This window comes from Agrobacterium sp. NPDC090283, assembly GCF_044769685.1.
Lineage (GTDB): Bacteria > Pseudomonadota > Alphaproteobacteria > Rhizobiales > Rhizobiaceae > Agrobacterium.
This window is the reverse complement of record NZ_JBIVYG010000018.1, coordinates 105,856-125,886: the sequence shown is the minus strand read 5'-3', so window position 1 is coordinate 125,886 and position 20,031 is coordinate 105,856. Positions and strand designations below refer to the sequence as shown.

The 20,031-nt window shown below is 61.1% G+C and carries 16 protein-coding genes; 12 read left to right on the top strand and 4 right to left on the bottom strand.

What is annotated here, in order from left to right; translation table 11 throughout:
- Nucleotides 1–14: 14 nt before the first annotated feature.
- Nucleotides 15–2,279 carry a type VI secretion system tip protein TssI/VgrG gene (gene tssI, locus ACIQUH_RS22540; protein ID WP_400819183.1) on the bottom strand — a complete coding sequence of 755 codons (2,265 nt, stop codon included), beginning with the start codon at nucleotides 2,277–2,279 and terminating at the stop codon, nucleotides 15–17.
- A 131-nt stretch (nucleotides 2,280–2,410) separates the two neighbouring features.
- Between tssI and ACIQUH_RS22535 the strand changes: the two genes are divergently transcribed.
- The 11 genes from ACIQUH_RS22535 (at nucleotide 2,411) to ACIQUH_RS22485 (ending at nucleotide 14,803) form a co-directional block, all read left to right on the top strand.
- Nucleotides 2,411–2,650 (top strand): hypothetical protein, encoded by a 240-nt coding sequence (locus ACIQUH_RS22535; RefSeq protein WP_400819180.1) that lies wholly within the window; start codon nucleotides 2,411–2,413, stop codon nucleotides 2,648–2,650.
- Between the two features lie 203 nt (nucleotides 2,651–2,853).
- The gene (locus ACIQUH_RS22530; RefSeq protein ID WP_400819178.1) at nucleotides 2,854–5,265 is read left to right on the top strand and encodes a TonB-dependent receptor domain-containing protein; all 2,412 of its coding nucleotides are present in this window, start codon (nucleotides 2,854–2,856) and stop codon (nucleotides 5,263–5,265) included.
- A 66-nt stretch (nucleotides 5,266–5,331) separates the two neighbouring features.
- A complete protein-coding gene (locus ACIQUH_RS22525) occupies nucleotides 5,332–6,255 on the top strand; it encodes an iron-siderophore ABC transporter substrate-binding protein (protein ID WP_400819175.1) in 924 nt (307 codons plus the stop codon).
- Entirely contained in the window at nucleotides 6,252–7,280 is a 1,029-nt protein-coding gene (locus ACIQUH_RS22520) for a FecCD family ABC transporter permease (protein WP_400819172.1), read from the top strand. Before ACIQUH_RS22525 ends, ACIQUH_RS22520 begins: the two co-directional genes overlap by 4 nt.
- Entirely contained in the window at nucleotides 7,277–8,263 is a 987-nt protein-coding gene (locus ACIQUH_RS22515; RefSeq protein WP_400819169.1) for a FecCD family ABC transporter permease, read from the top strand. Before ACIQUH_RS22520 ends, ACIQUH_RS22515 begins: the two co-directional genes overlap by 4 nt.
- On the top strand, nucleotides 8,250–9,044 hold the full coding sequence (locus tag ACIQUH_RS22510; protein ID WP_400819167.1) for an ABC transporter ATP-binding protein: 795 nt from the start codon (nucleotides 8,250–8,252) through the stop codon (nucleotides 9,042–9,044). The genes ACIQUH_RS22515 and ACIQUH_RS22510 overlap by 14 nt, the downstream gene beginning before the upstream one ends.
- A 284-nt stretch (nucleotides 9,045–9,328) precedes the next feature.
- A complete protein-coding gene (locus tag ACIQUH_RS22505) occupies nucleotides 9,329–9,871 on the top strand; it encodes an RNA polymerase sigma factor (protein WP_400819164.1) in 543 nt (180 codons plus the stop codon).
- Between the two features lie 125 nt (nucleotides 9,872–9,996).
- Nucleotides 9,997–10,953, top strand: a complete 957-nt coding sequence (locus ACIQUH_RS22500; protein WP_400819161.1) for a FecR family protein — start codon at nucleotides 9,997–9,999, stop codon at nucleotides 10,951–10,953.
- Nucleotides 10,954–11,086: 133 nt separating this feature from the next.
- A complete protein-coding gene (locus ACIQUH_RS22495; RefSeq protein ID WP_400819159.1) occupies nucleotides 11,087–11,980 on the top strand; it encodes a DMT family transporter in 894 nt (297 codons plus the stop codon).
- Nucleotides 11,981–12,076: 96 nt separating this feature from the next.
- Complete coding sequence (locus ACIQUH_RS22490; RefSeq protein WP_400819157.1) at nucleotides 12,077–14,080, top strand: hypothetical protein; 2,004 nt, start codon at nucleotides 12,077–12,079, stop codon at nucleotides 14,078–14,080.
- 234 nt (nucleotides 14,081–14,314) lie between these two features.
- The gene (locus ACIQUH_RS22485) at nucleotides 14,315–14,803 is read left to right on the top strand and encodes a cupin domain-containing protein (protein ID WP_400819154.1); all 489 of its coding nucleotides are present in this window, start codon (nucleotides 14,315–14,317) and stop codon (nucleotides 14,801–14,803) included.
- Nucleotides 14,804–14,974: 171 nt separating this feature from the next.
- Here the strand turns inward: ACIQUH_RS22485 and ACIQUH_RS22480 are convergent, their stop codons facing one another.
- Together ACIQUH_RS22480 and ampC are read right to left on the bottom strand one after the other, a co-directional pair.
- Nucleotides 14,975–16,297 (bottom strand): solute carrier family 23 protein, encoded by a 1,323-nt coding sequence (locus ACIQUH_RS22480; protein ID WP_400819151.1) that lies wholly within the window; start codon nucleotides 16,295–16,297, stop codon nucleotides 14,975–14,977.
- Nucleotides 16,298–16,624: 327 nt separating this feature from the next.
- The gene (ampC, locus tag ACIQUH_RS22475; RefSeq protein ID WP_400819149.1) at nucleotides 16,625–17,782 is read right to left on the bottom strand and encodes a class C beta-lactamase; all 1,158 of its coding nucleotides are present in this window, start codon (nucleotides 17,780–17,782) and stop codon (nucleotides 16,625–16,627) included.
- A 133-nt stretch (nucleotides 17,783–17,915) separates the two neighbouring features.
- On the opposite strand from ampC, the gene gcvA reads away from it, so the two are divergent.
- Nucleotides 17,916–18,797, top strand: coding sequence for a transcriptional regulator GcvA (gcvA, locus tag ACIQUH_RS22470; protein ID WP_400819147.1), 882 nt, complete (start codon nucleotides 17,916–17,918; stop codon nucleotides 18,795–18,797).
- A gap of 3 nt (nucleotides 18,798–18,800) precedes the next feature.
- On the opposite strand, the gene chrA is transcribed toward gcvA, so the two are convergent.
- Nucleotides 18,801–20,030 carry a chromate efflux transporter gene (chrA, locus tag ACIQUH_RS22465; RefSeq protein WP_400819145.1) on the bottom strand — a complete coding sequence of 410 codons (1,230 nt, stop codon included), beginning with the start codon at nucleotides 20,028–20,030 and terminating at the stop codon, nucleotides 18,801–18,803.
- Nucleotide 20,031 lies beyond the last annotated feature (1 nt).

Below are 20,031 nucleotides of genomic sequence, written 5' to 3'. Positions count from 1 at the left end.
TCCCACGAACCCGATCAGTTGAGATCTATGACTTTGCCGATCTGCTGAAACGAACCTTCAGCCTCGAAATGAAACGTCACACCCTTAATGATGATCGTGCCGTCCTTCTTCATCGTCATGGACGACTTGCCGACTTCGATGACATATTCCTCTCCCACAGTGAGTTTCTTCGCCTTGCCGACATTTTCCATCGACGTCTGACCGACATTTGTGACCTTGCTGACCCCGACCTGCTCGGTTTTTGCGATGCCAACAGATGTGGACTGAAACGAACCGATGATCGTGTTCATGATGCCCGGCAGCGGAAAGAGGCCCGACGCATCGGAACCGACGCCCGAACCGGAACCGGCAAGCGCCGTGCCCGCATCCGCACGCGGACTTGGACCGGAGACGACACCCTCACGTGAGGAAAGACCGCCCGCACCGAGGAAGCCGAGTGCGGATGAAGCCAGCGTGGTGGCAAAAGCCGCGACACCGGGGCCACCACCGCCGGCGATCTGGGCGGCCTGCGAAAGCAGCCCTGCCGTCTGTCCGGATAGAGCCTGCACACCAGCCATGGCCATCATCGCCATCGGTCCCGTGCCGCCAACGACGGTGTTTACCGAGCCGCCGATCTCGTGTTTCTGGTTACCGGAGACCTCAACGGCGCGGTTGCCGCCAACCGAGGCGACCTCGTGCCGGTCGATGCGCTTGGTCCGGTCATTCAACACCCGCGTCGTCTGATCCTTCTGGGCATGGAAGAACTGGTTCTCCTTGCCGGCCTCATCCTCGAAGGTGATTTCGTTGAAACCGTCACCCTTGTGACTGTTCGAGCGCAGCACCATGCGCGTCTTGTTGGCGGGCAGGTCGTAAGGCACGGAATTGGCCGGATTGTTGACCACGCCGATGACGAGCGGTTTGTCCGGGTCGCCATCGATAAAGGCAACCATCACCTCCATGCCGATGCGCGGGATTACCTGCGCACCCCATGTGCCGCCGCCCCATGCCTGGCTGACCCGCACCCAGCACGTATCCGTTCCGTCCTTCTTCGCCTTGCGGTCCCACGGGAACCACAGCTTGATGCGGCCATATTGATCGGGATGGATTTCCTCACCTTCAGGGCCGGCGACGATTGCCACCTGCGTGCCCTCGATGCGTGGGCGTTTTGTTGACCGGTGCGGTGTCAGCGGCACGCGGGCCGGGATCGCCTCGAAAATGTTGCGGTATTCCGGCTCGTTGCCGTTCGTCTCATAGGAAAGGTCCACGATGCTGTGGCTTGCCCTGATGATCACATGTTCTTCATAGGCGTGTTCGGGATGGGCAACCTCGTAAGGCGTGAAGCGGCGGCCGGCTTCCAGAATGCGTGAGGTGGACGAGCCGAACACCCGGTCGTGATCGGCCTCTATCGACTGGGTTCTGAGTTTCTGCGCCCGCTCGGCCTCTTCCACCGTCTTGATGCGGGCCGGATATTCGTAAAGCTCGCGCTTGGTCGCATCCGGCATCTGCACCAGCGATGGCGTCATCGTGCCCGGCACCATGCCCGGCGTCTCGAAATTCCAGTCAGCGCCCGCACGCTGGCCCGAGACATAGGAAAAACGCCGCGCCCAGTCATTGATGTGGTTACGGTCCGACGAACCCTGCGCCAGACGCACCGTTCCCTCCCCCTGCGCGGCCGGAGACGGCCCGAGCCAACCGCTGGCGCTGTCGGCCACATGCAGCTTGTGGGAACCATCCTCGTGGCTGAACCAGTAGAACAGGCCGTCCTCTTCGAAACGGCGGGTGAGATAATCCAGATCGGTCTCGTTCCACTGCACGCTGTAATGCTGGGCAGGCGGCGGCGAGATGATGCCCGATGTATCGGGGGCCGGAATGCCATGTTCGGAAAACAGCGTCTCGACGATCTCGATCGCCGTCTTGTCCATCCAGATACGGCAATCGGAGCGACGCGACAGAAGCCACATCTGCGGGCGGATCGTCAGCGCATAGGAGCGCATGCCGCGGGTGATCGGCGGGCCTTCATGCAGCTCCGTCACCAGACCGTTGAACGGCCGGCGAACGCCGCCACCGTCACCATCTCCCTGGCTTATCTCGATGGAGATGTCGACCAGCCGTCCAATCAGCTCTTCCGGCTTGACCGCTTCCTTCTTGGCCCGCACGGTCAAGCGAATGTCGAAGAGCTGCGACGCGCCCTCCTCAACCGTCAGACGTTCCGGCAACAATTGGTCCTCGCCCAAAGGCGAAGACACTTTCAACACGCGGCTCGCCTGAACGAAATCGGAAAACGAAGGCTGGTCATTCATGGCAAACCTCGATTAGCAGAGCCCAAAAAATCAATCAGCTGTCAAAATTTCGACCGAATGCAATCAAACATTGTGGCGAAACCAAGGTTTCAACATGAATTATGCAACCTGAATATGCCAAAATACCATCGATGAAATCTGACAGGCTTGGCCCTGGACGCCAGTTCCGCACGGTCGAGGCGGCGAAGGCGGCGGTGATGCGTATTCTCAAAGTTGCCGGCTCGCCGCCTGCCGATCGCGCGCTTCACCATTTCGATTTGACGGTGCTCAACAGGCATCACGAAGAGTTTCATATATCTTCCGTCAGCGCGGCGGCGGCTGCCGGTTTTATCTGGTCGAAGGCGGACAATACTGTCGCGCCTATGTGCTGAAGGCACCTGCCGAGCGGGATGACGAACCTCGTGTCGCCATGCACCAGCACCTCGGCGGCGCCTTATCGATTATTTCATTAAATTTTTCTGAAAACCGGAGTCCCAAATCCAACCCGTCAATCGTCTACATCATGAGTTGAATGTGTAGCCATTCCTCGTTGTGAACTTGCGGCGCCTTGAACGCTGTACGATTGGGGGTTTTTATGACTATGACTGAATCCGTCGCGCGCGGGGCTGGGGCGAGCCTCAAGGCGGTATTTCTGGCCGGGACAGCACTCGCGATGTTGAGCCCGATGCTGCCGGCAACGGTGCGGGATGCGGCGGCACAGGCATCGCAGCGGCCGATCTCGGTGCGGCCCGGCCCGCTGACGCCGGCGCTGAACAACCTCGCGGCCCAGACCGGCCTTCAAATCCTGTTCGATGCATCGCTTGCCGAGGGGAAGACGACCCGGGGGGTGAACGGCACGCTGACACCGGAACAGGCGTTGAGGGGCGTGCTTGCCGGCACCGGCGTGGATGCCCGCTTTGCAGGAAGCAACCGGGTGTCGCTGCAGAACGGCGCGGATGCTTCCGGCGCATCCGCCGACGGCACAACGCAGCTCGAGGCGATCACCATCTACGGTGCTCGCAATGCCTCGACCCTGGGCGGCACGACCAGCAGCGTCGCCATCGTGAATGCCGAAACCCTAGCCGAAAGCCAGATTCGCACGACGCAGGAAACCTTTCGCCGCATGGCGAACGTGCAGGACAGCGCCACGGTCAATGCCGGTTTTGTCATTCGCGGCATGAGTTCCGAAGGTCTTGTCCCATCCGGCGGACCGGCCGGCTCCGTCTATGTCGACGGCATCGTCCAGACGCGCTACAACGCCCGATTTGGTGCTCGCAACCTCTGGGACGTCGAGCAGGTCGAGGTCTATCGCGGCCCGCAATCGACACTTTCCGGCCGTGCGGCCATGACCGGCGCCATCTATATCAAGTCGAAGGATCCGACTTTCGACAGGCAAGTCGAACTGTCCGGCACCGTCGGCAGCGACGACCTTGCTGGCACCGCCTTCATGGTGAACACGCCCGTCGTCGAGGACCAGATAGCGTTGCGCATCTCCGGCGCTTTCGAGCGTTCGCACGCCCAGCCCAATTATTCCAATTTCAGTATTTTTGACAATTTTGACGACCTGACGACCGACATTAGCGGCGTGCTTCGCGCCAAGGTGCTGATAACGCCTTCGGAAATGCCGGACACCCGTGCATTGCTCACTTATTCCTACTCGAAGGACCGGCCCAACGACGCGCTTGTCGGCCTTGACAGCCTCCGCGGCGACTTCAACGATTCCCCGGTTACCTATACGGAATACCGCTGGACGGAAGCCCACAATGTCGGCCTCGAGGTCACGCATGACTTCTCGAATACGCTGCGTTTCACCTCTCAGACCGGCTATCAATATGGCATCAACAACCGGCGCTCCATCGACTATGGCACGCCGGGAACCATCTTTGGAAGCACTGGCGAAGACGACAACTCCATCTTCACGCAGGAGTTCCGCCTCAACTACGAGGGGGATCGCTGGAAATGGGTTGCCGGCCTTTACGGCAGCCACGAGGTCTGGGACGGCGCGACAGATTTCATCGTCGATTACCCCGGCTTCGGACCGGTGCAACTTACCGACACGCAGAACCGCAGGACGTCGAACCTCGCCATCTTTGGTGAAGCGACCTATGAATTTGCACCCACATGGTTCGCAACGGTCGGAGGCCGCCTCGACTATCTCAAAGACAGAGACGACCAGCGAAACTATTTCGGTATGATCGATCCGGCTGCGGTCTTGGCGGGCGACCCGTCATCGTTGAACGAATTGAATTTCGTACCCAAGCTCGCCATTTCCAAGGAGCTCAGCGATACGCAGACGATCGCCTTGACCTATACGCAGGGATTCCGCTCGGGCGGTTCCTATATCGACCGTCTGGACCCGACGAATTTCAAGGTCGCCACTTACGATCCGGAGTTTTCCCAGAACGTGGAATTGTCCTACAAGGGTACGCTTCTCGACGACCGACTGACACTCAATGCGAACGTGTTTTACACGAAATACGACGATCAGCAGATAGAAATCCGGCCGAATGCGGCCATCCCCGGCTATAGCATCACCTCGAATGCAGCGACGTCGAGAGCCTGGGGATTCGAGATCGAACCAACCTTCCAGGTTACCGATCAATTCACCGCCTTCACGTCCATCGGTTATCTCAATACGAAGTTCCTGGAATTCAACCATGCTTCCATTGGCGACCAGTCAGGAAAGGCTTTTCCTGAAGCGCCGGAACTGAGCTGGGCTTTCGGTGGCCGTTACGAGTTCGACAACGGCGTCTTCGTCGGCGCCGACGCCAAATACACGACAAGCTACAATTCCCGCTTCGGCACGAAGGGCATGTATAATATCGACCCGCGCTTCATCGTGAATGCGCAGGCCGGCTTCAAGAAAGACAATTGGGAAGTGACCGCATTCGTGGAAAATCTCACGGACGAGAAATATTTCACGATCGTGGATCGCGACGCGGCAAAACCCTTCGGCCAGCTGGGCAAGGGTCGCGCCTATGGCTTGAATGTCCGCGTGAAGTTCTGACGAACCCGGCTGTGCGGCGTCCCGCCGCACAGTGTTCTTCCACCCTAACGACGAAATGATATCTCCTTGCGCTTCTGTCTCCTTCTTCTCGTTTTCCTCCTTCCCGCTTCGTTTTCGCAGGCCGCCTGCGCAGGGAAGGCGATAACCGAAGGGGTCTACAATCCCCCCTTCTGTATTCCGGCGGAAGCAAAACGGATCGTGACGCTCGATCCGCTGCTCACGCTTGGATTGCTTATCGAACTCAAGGCGCCGGTCGTGGCGACGCCCTATATGGCGATCACCGAAAAAGAAGTCCTCGACGTGGTGAAGGCGCAGAAGATGGTCGATCTCGGCAACCCCAGGGAACCGAGCCTGGAGCGGGTGGCGGCGCTGAAGCCCGATCTCATCATCGGGTCGGCGGAAGCGCATTCGGCGATTTACGGGCAGGCCGCACAGATCGCGCCCACCGTTCTCTTCAAGCATATGGACTGGAAGGCATATCTTCAGCGTCTTTCCGAGGTGACCGGCAAGGAAGGCGTGGCAAACGACGCACTCAGCGCTTACGAAAGCCGCGTCGCCGGTATCCGCGCACGGATGAAGGACAAGAACCTCACGGTCTCGACCGTCCGTTTTGCGCCCGACCGCTTCGTCGTCTTCGTGGATGGTCCCGACGCCTACGCCCCCTTCGCCGTGCTGCGCGAGGCGGGGGTGACGCGCTCCGCCTACGAGACCGTTACCGACGGCACAATCGTCAAGCGGCCGGACTGGGAGGAACTCGCCAATCTCGATGGCGACGTGCTGCTTTATGTGTCCGCCAGCGGTTTCGAGAGCGGCCCGGACGATGCGCTCGAAAAGCAGGTGACCGGCAATCCGCTCTGGCAATTGCTGCCGGCCGTCCAGGCCGGACGCGCCCATCGGGTCGACCGTGGCCACTGGCAGAGTTTCCACGGCATCGGTTCGGCCAATCGCATTCTCGATGACGTCGAGCGTTATGTATTGTCAGAACGATGACCGAACGAAGGGCCGCCCGGCCCGCCACCGCCTGTAGCATGCGGCTGCTCGCGCTTGGAGCGCTTCTCTGTCTCGTCGCCATGGCGGCGATGAACGCTGTCGCACTCGGCACCTCCGCCATCTCGTTCTCCACCATAACGGCCGCGATCTTTCAGTTCGACGGCTCGCGCGACCATCTTTTCGTCACGACCATCCGCCTGCCCCGCGTGTTGGCCGCGCTGCTTTCCGGCAGTGCGCTCGCCGTTTCCGGCGCGATCATGCAGGCGGTCACCAACAATCCGCTCGCGTCCCCCGGCCTGCTCGGCATCAATGCCGGCGCGTCATTCGCCGTCGTTTCGGTGATGACCCTTTTCGGCGCGGGCATCGGCGACATCTATGTATGGTTCGCCTTTCTCGGCGCCGGCATCGCCGCCATCATCGTCTATGCCCTTGGTTCGTTCGGCGCCGTCGCACACTCCCCGCTCGGGCTCGTGCTTGCGGGCGCCATCGTCGCGACATTCCTGACGTCGCTGACCACCGCGATCCTCATCTTCGACCAGAGCACGCTCGATGCCGTTCGCCTGTGGACCGCAGGCTCGGTGACGGGCAGAACCATGGCGCAGGCAAAAACCGTCGCGCCCTACATCCTCACCGGCCTGGTCGCGGCCCTGCTTCTGGGACGCCATCTCACGACGCTCAGCCTCGGCACGGATGCCTCGCGCTCGCTCGGGCAGAACCCGGTCCTGTGGCGCGGCGCGTCGGTCGTCATCGTCATTCTGCTGGCAGGCGGCGCCGTGGCGCTTGCCGGGCCGATAGGCTTCGTCGGCCTTGTCGTTCCGCACATGGTGCGGATGTTGGTGGGTGTGGACTATCGCTGGGTTATCCCTTTCTCAGCACTCGGCGGCGCGCTGCTGGTTGTCGTTTCCGATACGGCCGGGCGGCTGGTCTTCGGAAGCCAGAGCTTCCCCGTCGGCGTCACGATCGCGCTGATCGGCGCGCCGTTCTTTCTCTATCTGGCGCGAACGCGGCTGCGAGGCGAGGCATGATCCGGCTTCTCATCGGCCTCACGATCCTGCTCGCCCTGCTTGTGATGGCAAGCCTCGCCTTCGGCGATGTTCCCTTGACGTGGCGGGAGCTCTACAATGTCATCACCGGAACAGGAGATCCCGCGTCGCAGAGCGCGATGATCGTCTTCGACCTGCGTTTGCCGCGCGCGCTTCTCGCCCTTCTCGTCGGCGTGGCGCTCGCGACGGCAGGCACGATCACGCTCGCGATCATGCGCAATCCGCTGGCGGAGCCCGGCGTTCTTGGAATAAACAGCGGTGCTGCCGCGGCGGCCATGGCCGTCATCGTTCTGATGCAGAACCCGCCGATCACGCTTTTGCAGGCAGCGAGCTTCCTGGGGGCTGCCATCATGGCTCTCGCCGTATACGCCCTTGCCTGGCGGGGCGGTACATCCTCGCTGCGCATCATCCTCATCGGCATCGGCCTCTCAGCGCTCGCAACCGCCGGAACGACCTTTCTCTCCGCATTCGGCGACATCGGCGATGTGCAGCGGGCAATGGTCTGGCTTGCCGGCAGTGTCTACGACGCCAACATGGTCAAGGTTGAGCGTCTCGCCGCCTCGATCATCGTTCCCGTCACGCTTGCCTTTCTCGCCGCCCGGGAACTCGATGTGATCCGCTTCGGCGATCATTCGGCCAGAAGCCTCGGCCAGCCGGTCGATCGCATACGCGGCCTGATGATCGTGCTCGTCACGTTGCTTTCCGGCGCTGCCGTGGCTGTTTCGGGCCTCATAGGCTTCGTCGGCCTCGTCGCGCCGCACATCGCCCGGCGGCTGACGGGGGCATCGCATGCGCGGATATTACCTGTCGCCGCGCTTGTCGGCGCCTGCCTCGTCGTCGCCGCCGACCTGATCGGCCGCGTCATCCTGCCGCCCGTGCAGCTTCCGGCCGGCATCGTCACGAGCCTCATCGGCGCACCTTTCTTTGCTTATCTTCTCTGGGGACGCCGCCATGGCCAAGGATAAGGAATTCCCTGCCAAGATTGCCGGGCTGGGTGTCGACATCGCCTACGGCAAGCACCGCATCATCAAGCGGCTCGACCTTGCCATTCCGGAACGACGTTTCACGGCGCTGATCGGCCCGAACGGCAGCGGCAAATCCACGCTGCTTCGCAGTTTCGCAGGGCTGCTGAAACCCTCCGGGGGCAGCATTCTTCTCGACGGCCGCGACCTGAACGACCTTTCGACCCGGGATGTCGCCCGTAAGGTGGGGGTCCTGCTTCAGGGCCCGGTCGCACCGGAAGGATTGACCGTCCGTGATCTCGTGCGGCAGGGCCGATATCCGCATCGCTCGCTCTTCAGCCGCTGGTCGACGCAGGATCAGGACGCCTGCGACGAGGCGATGGTGCTCACAGGCACGACGGATCTGTCCGACCGGGCGCTGGACAGTCTTTCCGGCGGTCAGCGACAGCGCGCCTGGATCGCCATGACGCTGGCGCAGCAGGGCGAAGCGACCCTGCTCGACGAACCCACGACCTATCTCGATCTTGAACACCAGATCGAGCTGATGAACCTCATCACCACGCTGGTCGCGCGGCACGGAAAGACGGTCGTCGCCGTCCTGCACGACATCAACCAGGCGGCGCGCTACGCCCAGCATATCGTCATTCTCCATCAGGGCAGGATCACGACCGCCGGAACGCCCGATGCGGTCATCTCGTCTGAAACCATCGCCGATGTCTTCAAGGTGAAGACCGTCGTAATCCGCGATCCCGTTGCAGGAACGCCACTCTGCATTGCGCTGTGAGGCTCAGGCGGCCGTTACCGAAATATCACACCCTTCGTCCTTTTGAACCTTCGGCCTCTATCACCGGCAACCCGCCGCGGAATGGAGGATATGAAATCGGGTAACGAAATCAGGTATAAAGATGAGTTTTTAACTCCTGATTTATCTGATGGCCGCACATCAGTTTTTATTTTTTCTAACCTATTGCACTTGCAAGGGTTTTATAGATTCGCTAGCCATTCGGGTCATCGAGGTTCAGCCGTTTTTTTGTTGGACCTGACTGTTGGTTCGGGAACTGTTTGCCAATGTCGAGTTCTTCGCCCTCACCCCTTGCCTGGGACAGTGTTGACAGCAACGACCTGCTGAACCGGGCGATGGAAGCGCACTATGCCGACATGACGAGCGCTGTGCGCAAGCGCGGCCATCCCTCCTCCACGGCCCGGGACGTGGTGCACGATCTCTATCTGAAACTTGCCGCCAAGCCTGAGGTGCTGCAGCAGAAACGCTCGATCAAGTCCTTTCTCTGCCGCGCCGCGATCAATCTCGGCATCGACCGCCAGCGCCGGGAGAAGAAGGAAGCACGGCTCTTTTCCGGCTCGGAGCGCGAGGCCCTTTCGGTGGCGAGCAGCGGAACTGCGCCGGATCAATTTCTGGAAATCGAGGCGCGGCTTGCTGCCCTGCGCGAGGCAATCGCCGAACTGCCGGAACGGCGTCGCCTCGTTTTCATCCTGCACCGTCTGCATCATCTGACACCGGACCAGATCTGCGTCAGGCTCGACATCTCCAGGAACATGGTAGACCGGCACCTGCGCCGCGCCCTCGCCCACTGCCTTGATCGTCTTCTCTAGAACGACAAGAGATACTCGCGTTCCATGCGGAAAACCGCTACGGATTTTTGCTGGAATTGGTCTAAAAGGTCCTCAATCGGCGAGGTCGAACGTCTAAGGGTCGAGGGACAAATCTGGAGATGCCTATGCCGGCCCAAGGAGCGGCGAACGCTCAGAAAAAACGTAACCGCGAAGCGGCCGACTGGATTCTGCGCAACAGCGACCCCAACCAGACGAAAGCCGACAGGACGCGCTTCCAGGAGTGGCTTGACCGCGACCCGGAAAATTGTCGGACCTACAGGGCCGCCGAACGCCTGTTGGGTGATGCCACCCGGGCGATACAGTCGGATTCTGCGCTCGCCAACATCAAGGTGAAGTCCCGCAGCGGAGGAAAACCGATCATAGCAACGCTCCTGGTTGTAGCGCTTGCGACAGGGGCCTTCTTCGCCCTCGATGGCCCCATGCGCCTGGAAGCGGACGTGATCGCCGGAACGAACGAGATGCCCGTTATCACGCTGGAAGACGGCTCCGAGGTTCAGCTGAATTCCTCTTCAACAATCGCGGTGGACTTTACCGACAGCCGCCGCACCATCCGTCTTCTCCAGGGCCAGGCCTTCTTCCAGGTCGCTCATGCCGCAGAACGACCCTTCACGGTTGTCGCAGGAACGGCAAAGGTGACTGCGCTCGGCACAGCATTCGATGTCCGCTACGGCAATGACGACACTGAAGTGACTGTCACGGAAAATGCGGTCCAGATCGAAATCGACGGAAACCGCGCCGGCTCCGTCCGCGTCGGTCAAGGCGAGCAGGCGATCTATGACTACGCAAAAAAGCAAGTGGCCATCGCACCGGTCGACAGTCTTGTCGCACTTGCCTGGAAGCGCGGCCAGATCGTCCTCGACAACGCACCGCTTTCCTACGTCGTCGAGGAAATGAACCGGCATTTCTACGGTCGGATCGTCGTTGCCGGTTCGGCACTGGCCGGTCGCCGCGTCAGCGGTACAATGAAGATTGCGGACACCGACGACGCGCTTGCATTCATCACGCAGGCTCTGCACGTGAAAGCGACACGCCTCGGCCCCCTTATCGTCATTCGCCAATAGAGATATCAGCGAAGGTACTCAGATCAATCCTTGGCAAGGCTTATGGTATGGCGGGCAAACCCGGAATCTGCGATGGGTGCAGACAGGGATAGTGTCCGCAGCCGGAAGCAGGCGGCGATTCGACGGGGAAAACATGCCGATCTATGAACTGGCCGCCGTGGGCGCCGCAACCTGCTGGGCGATGACCGGACTTCTCGCCGCGGGTCCGGCGGGCCGGCTTGGGGCGCTGGCCTTCAACAGGACACGGCAGCTTTTTGTCGCCGCCCTGCTGGGGGTCTATGTGTTCGCCTCGGGCAGCTGGCGGGAGCTTCAGCCGGAGGCGCTTTCATCGCTTCTCCTGTCCGGCTTCATCGGTATTTTCGTCGGCGACACGCTTCTCTTTACCTGCCTCAACCGGCTGGGGCCGCGTCGCTCGGGAATCCTCTTTGCGCTGAATGCCCCGATCGCCGCTCTGCTGGGATGGACGGTGCTTGGCGAGCAGCTTCCCGCGAACGCCATCGCCGGCATAGGCCTGACGCTCGGCGGCGTGCTGCTGGCCATCGTCTTCGGCAAGCGCAAGGCGCAGCTGCACGAATGGGAAAGCGTGAAGGGGCCGCTTTGGCTGGGCGTGCTTTTCGGCCTTCTGGCCGCGCTCAGCCAGGCGGTCGGCTCGCTGATTGCAAGGCCCGTCATGGCAACCGGGGTCGATCCCCTTGCCGCTTCCATGCTGCGCGTCGGCATGGCCGCCATTTGCCTCACGGCGTTGACGATGCTGCCCATCGAGGCCGTCAAGCCGAGAAGCAGACTGACCGGAAGCCTGTTCCTTCAGACGGCGCTCACCGGCATCATCGCGCTTGCTTTCGGCATGACGCTGCTTCTCTTTGCCCTTTCCGGCGGAAAGGTCGGCATTGTCTCGACGCTGTCGGCAACGACGCCTGTCATCATCCTGCCGCTGCTGTGGCTGAGGACACGGGAGCAACCGGCACCCGGCGCATGGGCGGGCGCAGCACTTGTCGTGGCCGGCATGGCGCTGATGTTCTGGCGCTAGCATCGGCCATCTCACCCGGAGATGAACACTTGCTAAGCAACTTTTGCGTGCTTAAAAGGCGCGCAACATCATCAGTTCGAAGAGAGGATCAGCTTCGTGGAACAGGAAAATACCGGGACCGGCAAGGGTCGGCGCAGGGCGCTTTGGGCGGCGGTTGCAATCATTGCCATCGCTGCCGCAGGCGTCATCGGCGGCAAGACCTTCTACGAAGCAAAGGTGAAGGAACTCGTTGCCCGCAGCGGCGCGACTGCCGGTTCCGTGGAGGTCGATTTTCTCGGGAAAATTCATGTTCGCGATCTGACGCTGCCGCTTGAAGACGGCAAGAACATCAAGATCGCGGCGATCGACGGACGTCCGAAACTTCCGTTTCTGGACGGCGCGATCGACATGAACACCATCGACATCGATGTGCCGACCGGAAAGATTTCGATGGCGCAGGCCCGTATCGAGAACGCCGCTTTCGAAAAGCCGGGACAGGTGGCCGAAAACGGCGGCTCCCTCGCCCGCCGCATCGAGCGCTTCGCGGCGGCACGCATCTCAACGCCTGAGGTGACGTTCACCCAGTCGGTCGCGACCAGCGAGCAGAAGACAGTTTACAGGAACCTCGCGCTCTCCGAGATCGCCGGCGGCCGCATTGCCCGATATTCGATCGACAATGGCAGCTACGACATCAAGATGCAGCTTCCCGACAGCGACGGCGCGATGAAAGACAAGCATATGGTCGTGTCGACTGGCGCTATCGCCGGCCAGGACATCGACGTCGCTTATCTCGCCCGGCTCTATACGGAAAAGGCCGGTCCGGAAGACAAGGAAGCGAAACCGCTCTATGGCCCGCTCTCCGTCAAGGCGGTTTCCTTCTCCGAGGGAGATGGCCATTTCAGCTACGATGAAATCCGCAGCGATGGTTTTACCGCCCGCATGCCGTCCGAGCCGCTGCTTGACACCCTCAAGGCGCTGACGACGACCCAAGATCCTGACAAGCTTTCACCGCAGGAACGCCAGGCGCTTTTCACAAAGGCCGTGTCCATTCTCGACATGATCGGCAAGAGCAACATGCAGCTCATCGGCTTCAAGGCCGACGCGCCGGACGAAAAAGAGGGAGCTGCCGGCAAAAGGGTCAAGGCCGCCATCGACCGCATCGACATGCAGATGGACAGCCGCAAGCTCGACTTCGGCATGAATGGCATGTCGATCGGCGACGGCGATGGCAGGATCGAAGTCGCGGAAGCAAGCCTCAAGGGCTTTGACTGGAGTTCGACGATCAAGGGAATTTCCGAGATCATCGCGCTTGACGAGACGCAGATCGAGACCTTCCAGTTCAATCGCCTGATACCGGAACTTGGCCGGGTGCGCCTCGGCGGCATAAACGTCGATATGGCCGCGCCGGAAAAGCCGGAGGAAGAAACGGCCGGAACGCCGGAACGTATCAAATTCTCACTCAAGAATTTCGAGATGGGGCTGACCAAGCCCTTCAACGGCATTCCGACCGATATCGAGATCAGGCAGGACGAGCTCACGCTTCCGATCCCGGCGGACTCGACGGAGGAAGTTTTCGTCGAAGCCCGCAAGCTGGGTCTCGAAACGCTGGCCTTCTCGTATGGCCTCGCCGCCGGCTGGGACGAACCGAACAGCAATCTGGTGATCCGCGACATCTCGCTCAGCAGCAAGGATTTTGGCAGCGTCAATTTTGCCGGTCTGGTAAGTGGCTTTACCGAAGAGTTCTTCTCTTTTGACGTCAATCGCGCGCAGGCCGCGCTCTTCGGGCTCGCCGGCCGCGAGGTGAAGCTCACGATCAAGGACGAAGGTTTGATGGCCAAGGCGATCAAGCTCTATGCCCTGCAGAACGATATGACAGAGGATCAGGTGCGCGCCACGCTGACATTGGTGGCGAGCATGATGCTGCCGCAAGTGGCAGCTGAACAGCCCAAGCTACAAAACGCCGTGGAAGCGCTCGTCCAGTTCATCAGCAAACCCGGGACCCTGACAGTCACGGTCAAATCAACAGGCGCAAATGGCCTCGGCATTTTTGATCTGGTTGCGGCCTCCGATGATCCGATGGGGCTTCTCGACAAGGTCGATATTCAGGCGACGGCCGAATAAATCGCCCAGTCCGCGTCAAACGTCTCAAGCCCGGTTTTCCGGGCTTGAGACCGCCGGGAAGGATATCCTCATCACCATGGTCCGCCCGCTTTGTCCGTGACAAAACGGGAACCTCAGGGGAACTGCCGCTCCCTGCAGGGATTACGACAGGAACGGCTGACGATATCGCCCTCCTGTTTCAACCGGCCTTTGCCGGCGGGCAAAAACAGCGGGCCGAACCATGAGGAGCATCACATGAAAACCGAGCAACTCAATTTCGCTCCCAGCGGGCAGGTTCCCAATAATCAATGCTTTGCCGTCGTGATTTATAGAGAGGTCGGGCCGAATTTCGGTTCCCCCGATTTCGAGGCGCTGTTTTCCCGCAACGGATGGAGCGGCATCTGGCGCAATGGCGTTTTCGGCTACCACCATTATCACAGCGGGGCGCATGAGGTTCTGGGTGTGGGACGCGGCGAGGCGACGTTGCAGATTGGCGGACCGGAGGGGCAAGTCCTGGACGTCAGGCAGGGCGATTGTCTGGTTCTGCCCGCCGGTACGGGCCATATGAAGCTCAAATCATCCCCGGATTTCCAGGTGGTCGGCGCTTATCCGAAAGGACAGAGGGCCGATATTCAGACGTCCGCGCCGGACGACGAGATGCTTGCGAGGATAAAATCCCTGCCGAGACCGGATAGCGACCCCGTGCATGGGGCTTCAGGCGGCATCGTCGATCTGTGGCGTTGACGGCCGGACTGTAAGCGCACAGGAAAACCGCCCGAAGGTTCAATTCCCCGTCTCAGTCCAAGCCGGCAATCCGTGAAGGACGGCGGCAGGATGGACAATATTCATCCATCCCCCACCCTTTTGCCGGACCGCGCCTGCGCGCCGCCCGACGTTTGTGCCGGCGCTCCCGCCTTATCTGCCCTGTGCCGGCTTGCCGAGACCAAGCAGGTGATAAAAGGCGATGGCGCCGATTGTCGCCGTGCCGATGCCATCCAGCGTGAAGCCGGCCACATTGAGCTTGAAGTTGCCGGCGCCCAGGACAAGGGCGATACCCACGGTGATGAGGTTGCGGGGCTCGGAGAAATCGACCTTGTTTTCCACCCATATGCGCCCGGCGGTCGCCGCGATGAGGCCGAAGACGACGACGGACAGGCCGCCGATGACAGGTCCGGGTATCGTCTGTATCAGCGCGCCGAATTTCGGCGAAAAGCCGAGAAGGATGGCGACCAATGCCGCAACGACGAAAACGAGCGTCGAGAAAATGCGGGTTATCGCCATGACGCCCATGTTTTCGGCATAGGTCGTCATGCCCGTTCCGCCAAAGGCACCGGAGAAGATGGTGGCGATGCCGTCGCCGATGAAGGCGCGACCGAGATAGGGATCGAGGTTCTTGCCGGTCATCGCGCCGATCGCCTTGATATGCCCGAGGTTTTCCGCCACCAGAATGACGACGACCGGAGCGATCAGCGCGATTGCCGACGCGGAAAAGACAGGGGTGGTGAAAGTCGGCAATCCGAACCAGGCCGCGGCCGCGACACCTGAAAAATCGACGGGCTTGCCGAGACCGAGGCCGTTCGCCACCACGAGATAGGCAAGATAGGCGATCGCCCCGCCGATGAGGATCGGCAGGCGCCGCGCCATTCCGGGCGCATAGACGGCAATCGCACCGACGGAGGTGACCGTCAGTATGGCAATCCAGCGTGACAGCTGGTCACCGTCGGGATTGCCGGGACCGGAGCCGGAGGCGCTGGCTATGGCGATGGGTGCAAGCACAAGACCGATTGCGGCAACGATGGCACCCGTCAGAACCGGCGGCATCAGCCGTTCGATCCAGTTGTGGCCCGCAACCATGACGATGACGCCGATCAGCGCATAAAGCACACCCGCCGCGATGATGCCGCCAAGCGCGAGCGCGATATTGGGGCTCGCCGCGCCGGCGGCCGCCCCGGTTGCCACCAGAACGGGGCCGATGAAGGCGAAGGACGAGCCAAGATAGCTCGGCACGCGCCCGCCGACGGCAATGAAGAAGATCAGCGTCGAGATACCCGAGAACAGGATCGACACATTCGGATCGAAGCCCATGATCAGCGGTGCGAGAACCGTGGAGCCGAACATGGCCACGACATGCTGCAAACCGAGCACCGCGGTCTGCCCGGCGGGCAACCGCTCGTCCGGCATGATGCGCCCTTCGGTTTTCAGCCGCCAGCGAGGAAAATAACCACCCGTTTCGCTCATCGTCGTCCCCCACGAACCGGCGGGCGCGAGGCAGACGGTTTTTCCCGTCGCAGATCGCAGCCGCATAAAAAGATTTGCCATTTCATGATATGCGCCCGTCGCCCGAGATCGAATCGGTGGCCAGCGTATCTTTTCTCCGGTAGCGCGATTGCTCGCCGCTGTCATCGGGCATGGATTGTTTCCCACTACGTTGGTTTTCAGCCAGAGTGGCGGCAAGCGTGGATCCACAGCGCTCCCGGCCGTCGAGGCGACGTGCTCGCGCCGGTGCAGGCGGTGCGGCAACAATGAGTTCCCGCACCGAAATGATGGACGCCGAAATTCCGTCTGCTATCGCGCCTGTTCAAGCGCCGACAGAATCTCGAAAGCCGCCGAAACACGATCCTCATTGGGATAGTTTTTATTGGCCAGGATGACGATGCCGAGTTTCCGTTCGGGGATAAAGGCGACATAGGCGCCAAAACCATTGGTGGAACCGGTCTTGTTGATGAAGACATCCTGTCCGGGTTTCTCAGGCGGTGAGATTTCCCTGACCGGTACCGTCTTGAGGAGCGCGCCGGAATTCAACTCGACCAGCGTCTTCAGGGCGGCGGGATAGGCATATTGCTCCCAGACCAGATCCTGTGTCATCGCGCCAACGCCGAAATAGCCGGTATGGGTGTTTGCGATCGCCTGCCGGATTTTGCCGTCCAGCTTTTCGAGCCCCATATTCGCGTTCACGAAGCGGACCATGTCGGCCACCGTCGATCTGACGCCATAGGCCTCGGAAGCAAGAATGCCCGGCGTCACGCGGGCCGGCTCGTCATTTCGTTTGTAGCCCTGCGCATAGTCAGCCATTTTCGCCTTGGGCACAACAGTGAACGTGTTCTTCAGGCCGAGCGCGGGGAAGAGTTTGTCCTGCATGGCGCTGTCATAACTTTGCCCTATCGCCTTCGCGGTGATGTAGCCGAGCATGCCGATGCTGGGATTGGCGTAGGTTCTGTGCGTCCCCGCCTGGTAAGAGGGCTTCCAGCTCTTGAGATAGGCGAGAAGCTGCTTTTCCGTCTTGACCTTATCCGGCACCTGCAGCGGAAAGCCGCCCGCAGTGTGGGTGCCGAGATGCATCAGCGCGATGTCACCGAAGGGCTTGCCCTTCATGGAGGGAAGATAATCCGCGACCTTGCCGGAGAGCGAAAGCTGGCCATTCATTTCGGCATAGGTGCTGAGGGTGACGGTAAATGTCTTGGAGATGGAACCGAGTTCGAACAGCGTTTGCGCCGTCACCGGCTCACCCGTGGTCTTGGACATGACGCCATAGGTGAAGATGTGGCTCCCACCATCAACGGTGAGACCAACGGCAAGGCCCGGTATGGCGTTCTTTTCCATGACCGGCTTGATCGCGGCATCCGTTATCGCTTTCAGCCTGCCCTCATCGGCGGCAAAGGCCTGCGTGAACAGACTCGTCGAGAGCAAGGCAGCCAGTGCGATATGTCTGCGATTAAGGTTCATCTTTCGCATTCTCCAAAACCTTGAGTGGATTTTCGGCGTGTTCGCCATCCCCAGCGAAAGACGTTTAACCGCCCTACATTGCACGAACAAATCATGATATCTCGGATGAGATACAAGAAAATCTAGGTCTTATATGGTTCGGCAATTTCTTCCTCTGAACGGTCTGAGAGCCTTTGAGGCATCGGCCCGGCACCTCAGCTTCACCCGCGCGGCAATCGAGCTCTGCGTCACGCAGGCGGCGGTGAGCCAGCAGGTGAAAGGGCTGGAAAAGCGGCTTGGCGTCCCGCTTTTCCAGCGGCTTCCCCGTGGTCTGAAGATCACTGCGGAGGGCGAAGCGCTTCTGCCGACGGTGACCAGCTCCTTCGACCAGATGGCGACGACGCTTGACCGGATCGAGGCAGGACAGGTGCGGGAATTGCTGTTTCTCGGCGCCGTCGGCACTTTCGCGGTCGGCTGGCTGCTGCCGCGGCTGCAGGCGTTTCAAAAGCAGCATCCGTTTATCGACGTGCGGGTTTCCACCAACAATAATCGCGTGGACATGGCGGCTGAAGGGCTGGATTTCGCCATTCGTTTCGGCCAGGGCTCATGGCATGGCACGGATGCCTTCCGGTTGTTCGAGGCGCCTCTCTCACCGCTCTGCACGCCGAAACTGGCGGAGACGCTGAAAACGCCCGCCGATCTGATGGAAGCGACGCTGCTGCGCAGCTACAGGGCCGATGAATGGAGCAACTGGTTTGCGGCGGCTGGCGTCACACCTGCGGCACAGGTGAATGCCGGCATCGTTTTCGACACGTCTCTCGGCATGATGGAAGCCGCGCTGCAGGGGCTGGGGGTGGCGCTGGCGCCGCCATCGATGTTTTCGCGGCATCTCGCCTCCGGCGCCATCATCCAGCCTTTTCCCGTCACCATCTCGCTTGGCAGCTATTGGCTGACCCGGTTGCAATCGAAACCGCCCACACCCGCCATGCAGGCCTTTTCCGACTGGATGTTCGACAGCATCGGCACTGCGCGGTGAGGCCTATGCCAGCGCGAGCAGAACGCCGCCGGCCGCGCAGAGCAGCACCACGACCCATGGCGGCGTTTTCCAGATCGTCAACAGGATGAAGCCGGTGAGCGCCAGAGTGAAATCCTTTGGCGTGAAGATGGCGCTTGTCCAAACCGGATCATAAAGCGCCGCACCGAGAATGCCGACAACGGCGGCATTGGCGCCGCGCATGGCGGCCTGGGCCAGAAGGTGCCTGCGGAACCCTTCCCAGAAGGGCAGCGCGCCGATGAGCAGCAGCATGCCCGGCAGGAAAATGGCGACAAGGGCGATGGCCGCGCCGGCAATGCCGTTTGGCGGCGGACCCACCACCGCGCCGAGATAGGCGGCGAAGGTGAAGAGTGGGCCGGGCACGGCCTGGGTTGCGCCATAACCGGCGATGAAGGCATCTTCCGAGACCCAGCCCGTGGCGACGACTTCCGACTGCAGCAGCGGCAGCACCACATGGCCGCCACCGAAGACCAGTGCGCCGGCGCGATAAAAGGCATCGAACAAAGAGAGGCCCTGTGACGCCGCCACGGCCGCAAGCAGCGGCAGGAGGCCGAGCAGCAGGGCGAAGGTGACAAGCGCGATATATCCGGCGCTTTTCGGCACCCGGAAGGCGAGATGGGTGGCCTGCCGCGCGGCCTCGGCACGACAGAAGACAAGCCCGGCGAGTGCGCCCACGGCAAGCGCCAGGATTTGCCCGAAGGCGCCGGCGACAAAAACGACGCAGACGATACCGGAGAGCGCGATACTGGCGCGCTCACGATCCGGCGCGAGGTTTTTCGCCATGCCCCAGACCGCCTGCGCCACGACGGCCACGGCGACGATTTTCAGCCCATGCAAAAGGCCGGTGCCGACCGGCCCTTCGATGGAGGCGGCGACCGTGGCGAAGAAAAGCAGGAGAATGGCGGATGGCAGGGTAAACGCCGTCCAGGCCGCCAGCGCCCCGAGCGGGCCTGCCCGCAGCAAACCCAGCGCAAACCCCACCTGGCTGGAGGCCGGGCCGGGCAGAAACTGGCAAAGCGCCACAAGATCGGCATAACCGGCCTCATCGATCCATTTGCGCCTTACGACCAGCTCATCGCGAAAATAACCGAGATGGGCGATGGGGCCGCCGAAGGAGGTGACGCCGAGTTTCAGGAAGGCGGCAAAAACCTCGCCGGGCGTGCCGTGTTTCTGGCTGTGCACTTCGGTCTCGATGGTTCGCGTCGACGATTTCACG

What these genes read in the sequence shown, in the direction of transcription:
- tssI (WP_400819183.1), bottom strand. Translation starts at nt 2,279, where the DNA reads ATGAATGACCAGCCTTCGTTTTCCGATTTCGTTCAGGCGAGCCGCGTG.
- ACIQUH_RS22535 (WP_400819180.1), top strand. Translation starts at nt 2,411, where the DNA reads ATGAAATCTGACAGGCTTGGCCCTGGACGCCAGTTCCGCACGGTCGAG.
- ACIQUH_RS22530 (WP_400819178.1), top strand. Translation starts at nt 2,854, where the DNA reads ATGACTATGACTGAATCCGTCGCGCGCGGGGCTGGGGCGAGCCTCAAG.
- ACIQUH_RS22520 (WP_400819172.1), top strand. Translation starts at nt 6,252, where the DNA reads ATGACCGAACGAAGGGCCGCCCGGCCCGCCACCGCCTGTAGCATGCGG.
- ACIQUH_RS22515 (WP_400819169.1), top strand. Translation starts at nt 7,277, where the DNA reads ATGATCCGGCTTCTCATCGGCCTCACGATCCTGCTCGCCCTGCTTGTG.
- ACIQUH_RS22510 (WP_400819167.1), top strand. Translation starts at nt 8,250, where the DNA reads ATGGCCAAGGATAAGGAATTCCCTGCCAAGATTGCCGGGCTGGGTGTC.
- ACIQUH_RS22505 (WP_400819164.1), top strand. Translation starts at nt 9,329, where the DNA reads ATGTCGAGTTCTTCGCCCTCACCCCTTGCCTGGGACAGTGTTGACAGC.
- ACIQUH_RS22500 (WP_400819161.1), top strand. Translation starts at nt 9,997, where the DNA reads ATGCCGGCCCAAGGAGCGGCGAACGCTCAGAAAAAACGTAACCGCGAA.
- ACIQUH_RS22495 (WP_400819159.1), top strand. Translation starts at nt 11,087, where the DNA reads ATGCCGATCTATGAACTGGCCGCCGTGGGCGCCGCAACCTGCTGGGCG.
- ACIQUH_RS22485 (WP_400819154.1), top strand. Translation starts at nt 14,315, where the DNA reads ATGAAAACCGAGCAACTCAATTTCGCTCCCAGCGGGCAGGTTCCCAAT.
- ACIQUH_RS22480 (WP_400819151.1), bottom strand. Translation starts at nt 16,297, where the DNA reads ATGAGCGAAACGGGTGGTTATTTTCCTCGCTGGCGGCTGAAAACCGAA.
- ampC (WP_400819149.1), bottom strand. Translation starts at nt 17,782, where the DNA reads ATGAACCTTAATCGCAGACATATCGCACTGGCTGCCTTGCTCTCGACG.
- gcvA (WP_400819147.1), top strand. Translation starts at nt 17,916, where the DNA reads ATGGTTCGGCAATTTCTTCCTCTGAACGGTCTGAGAGCCTTTGAGGCA.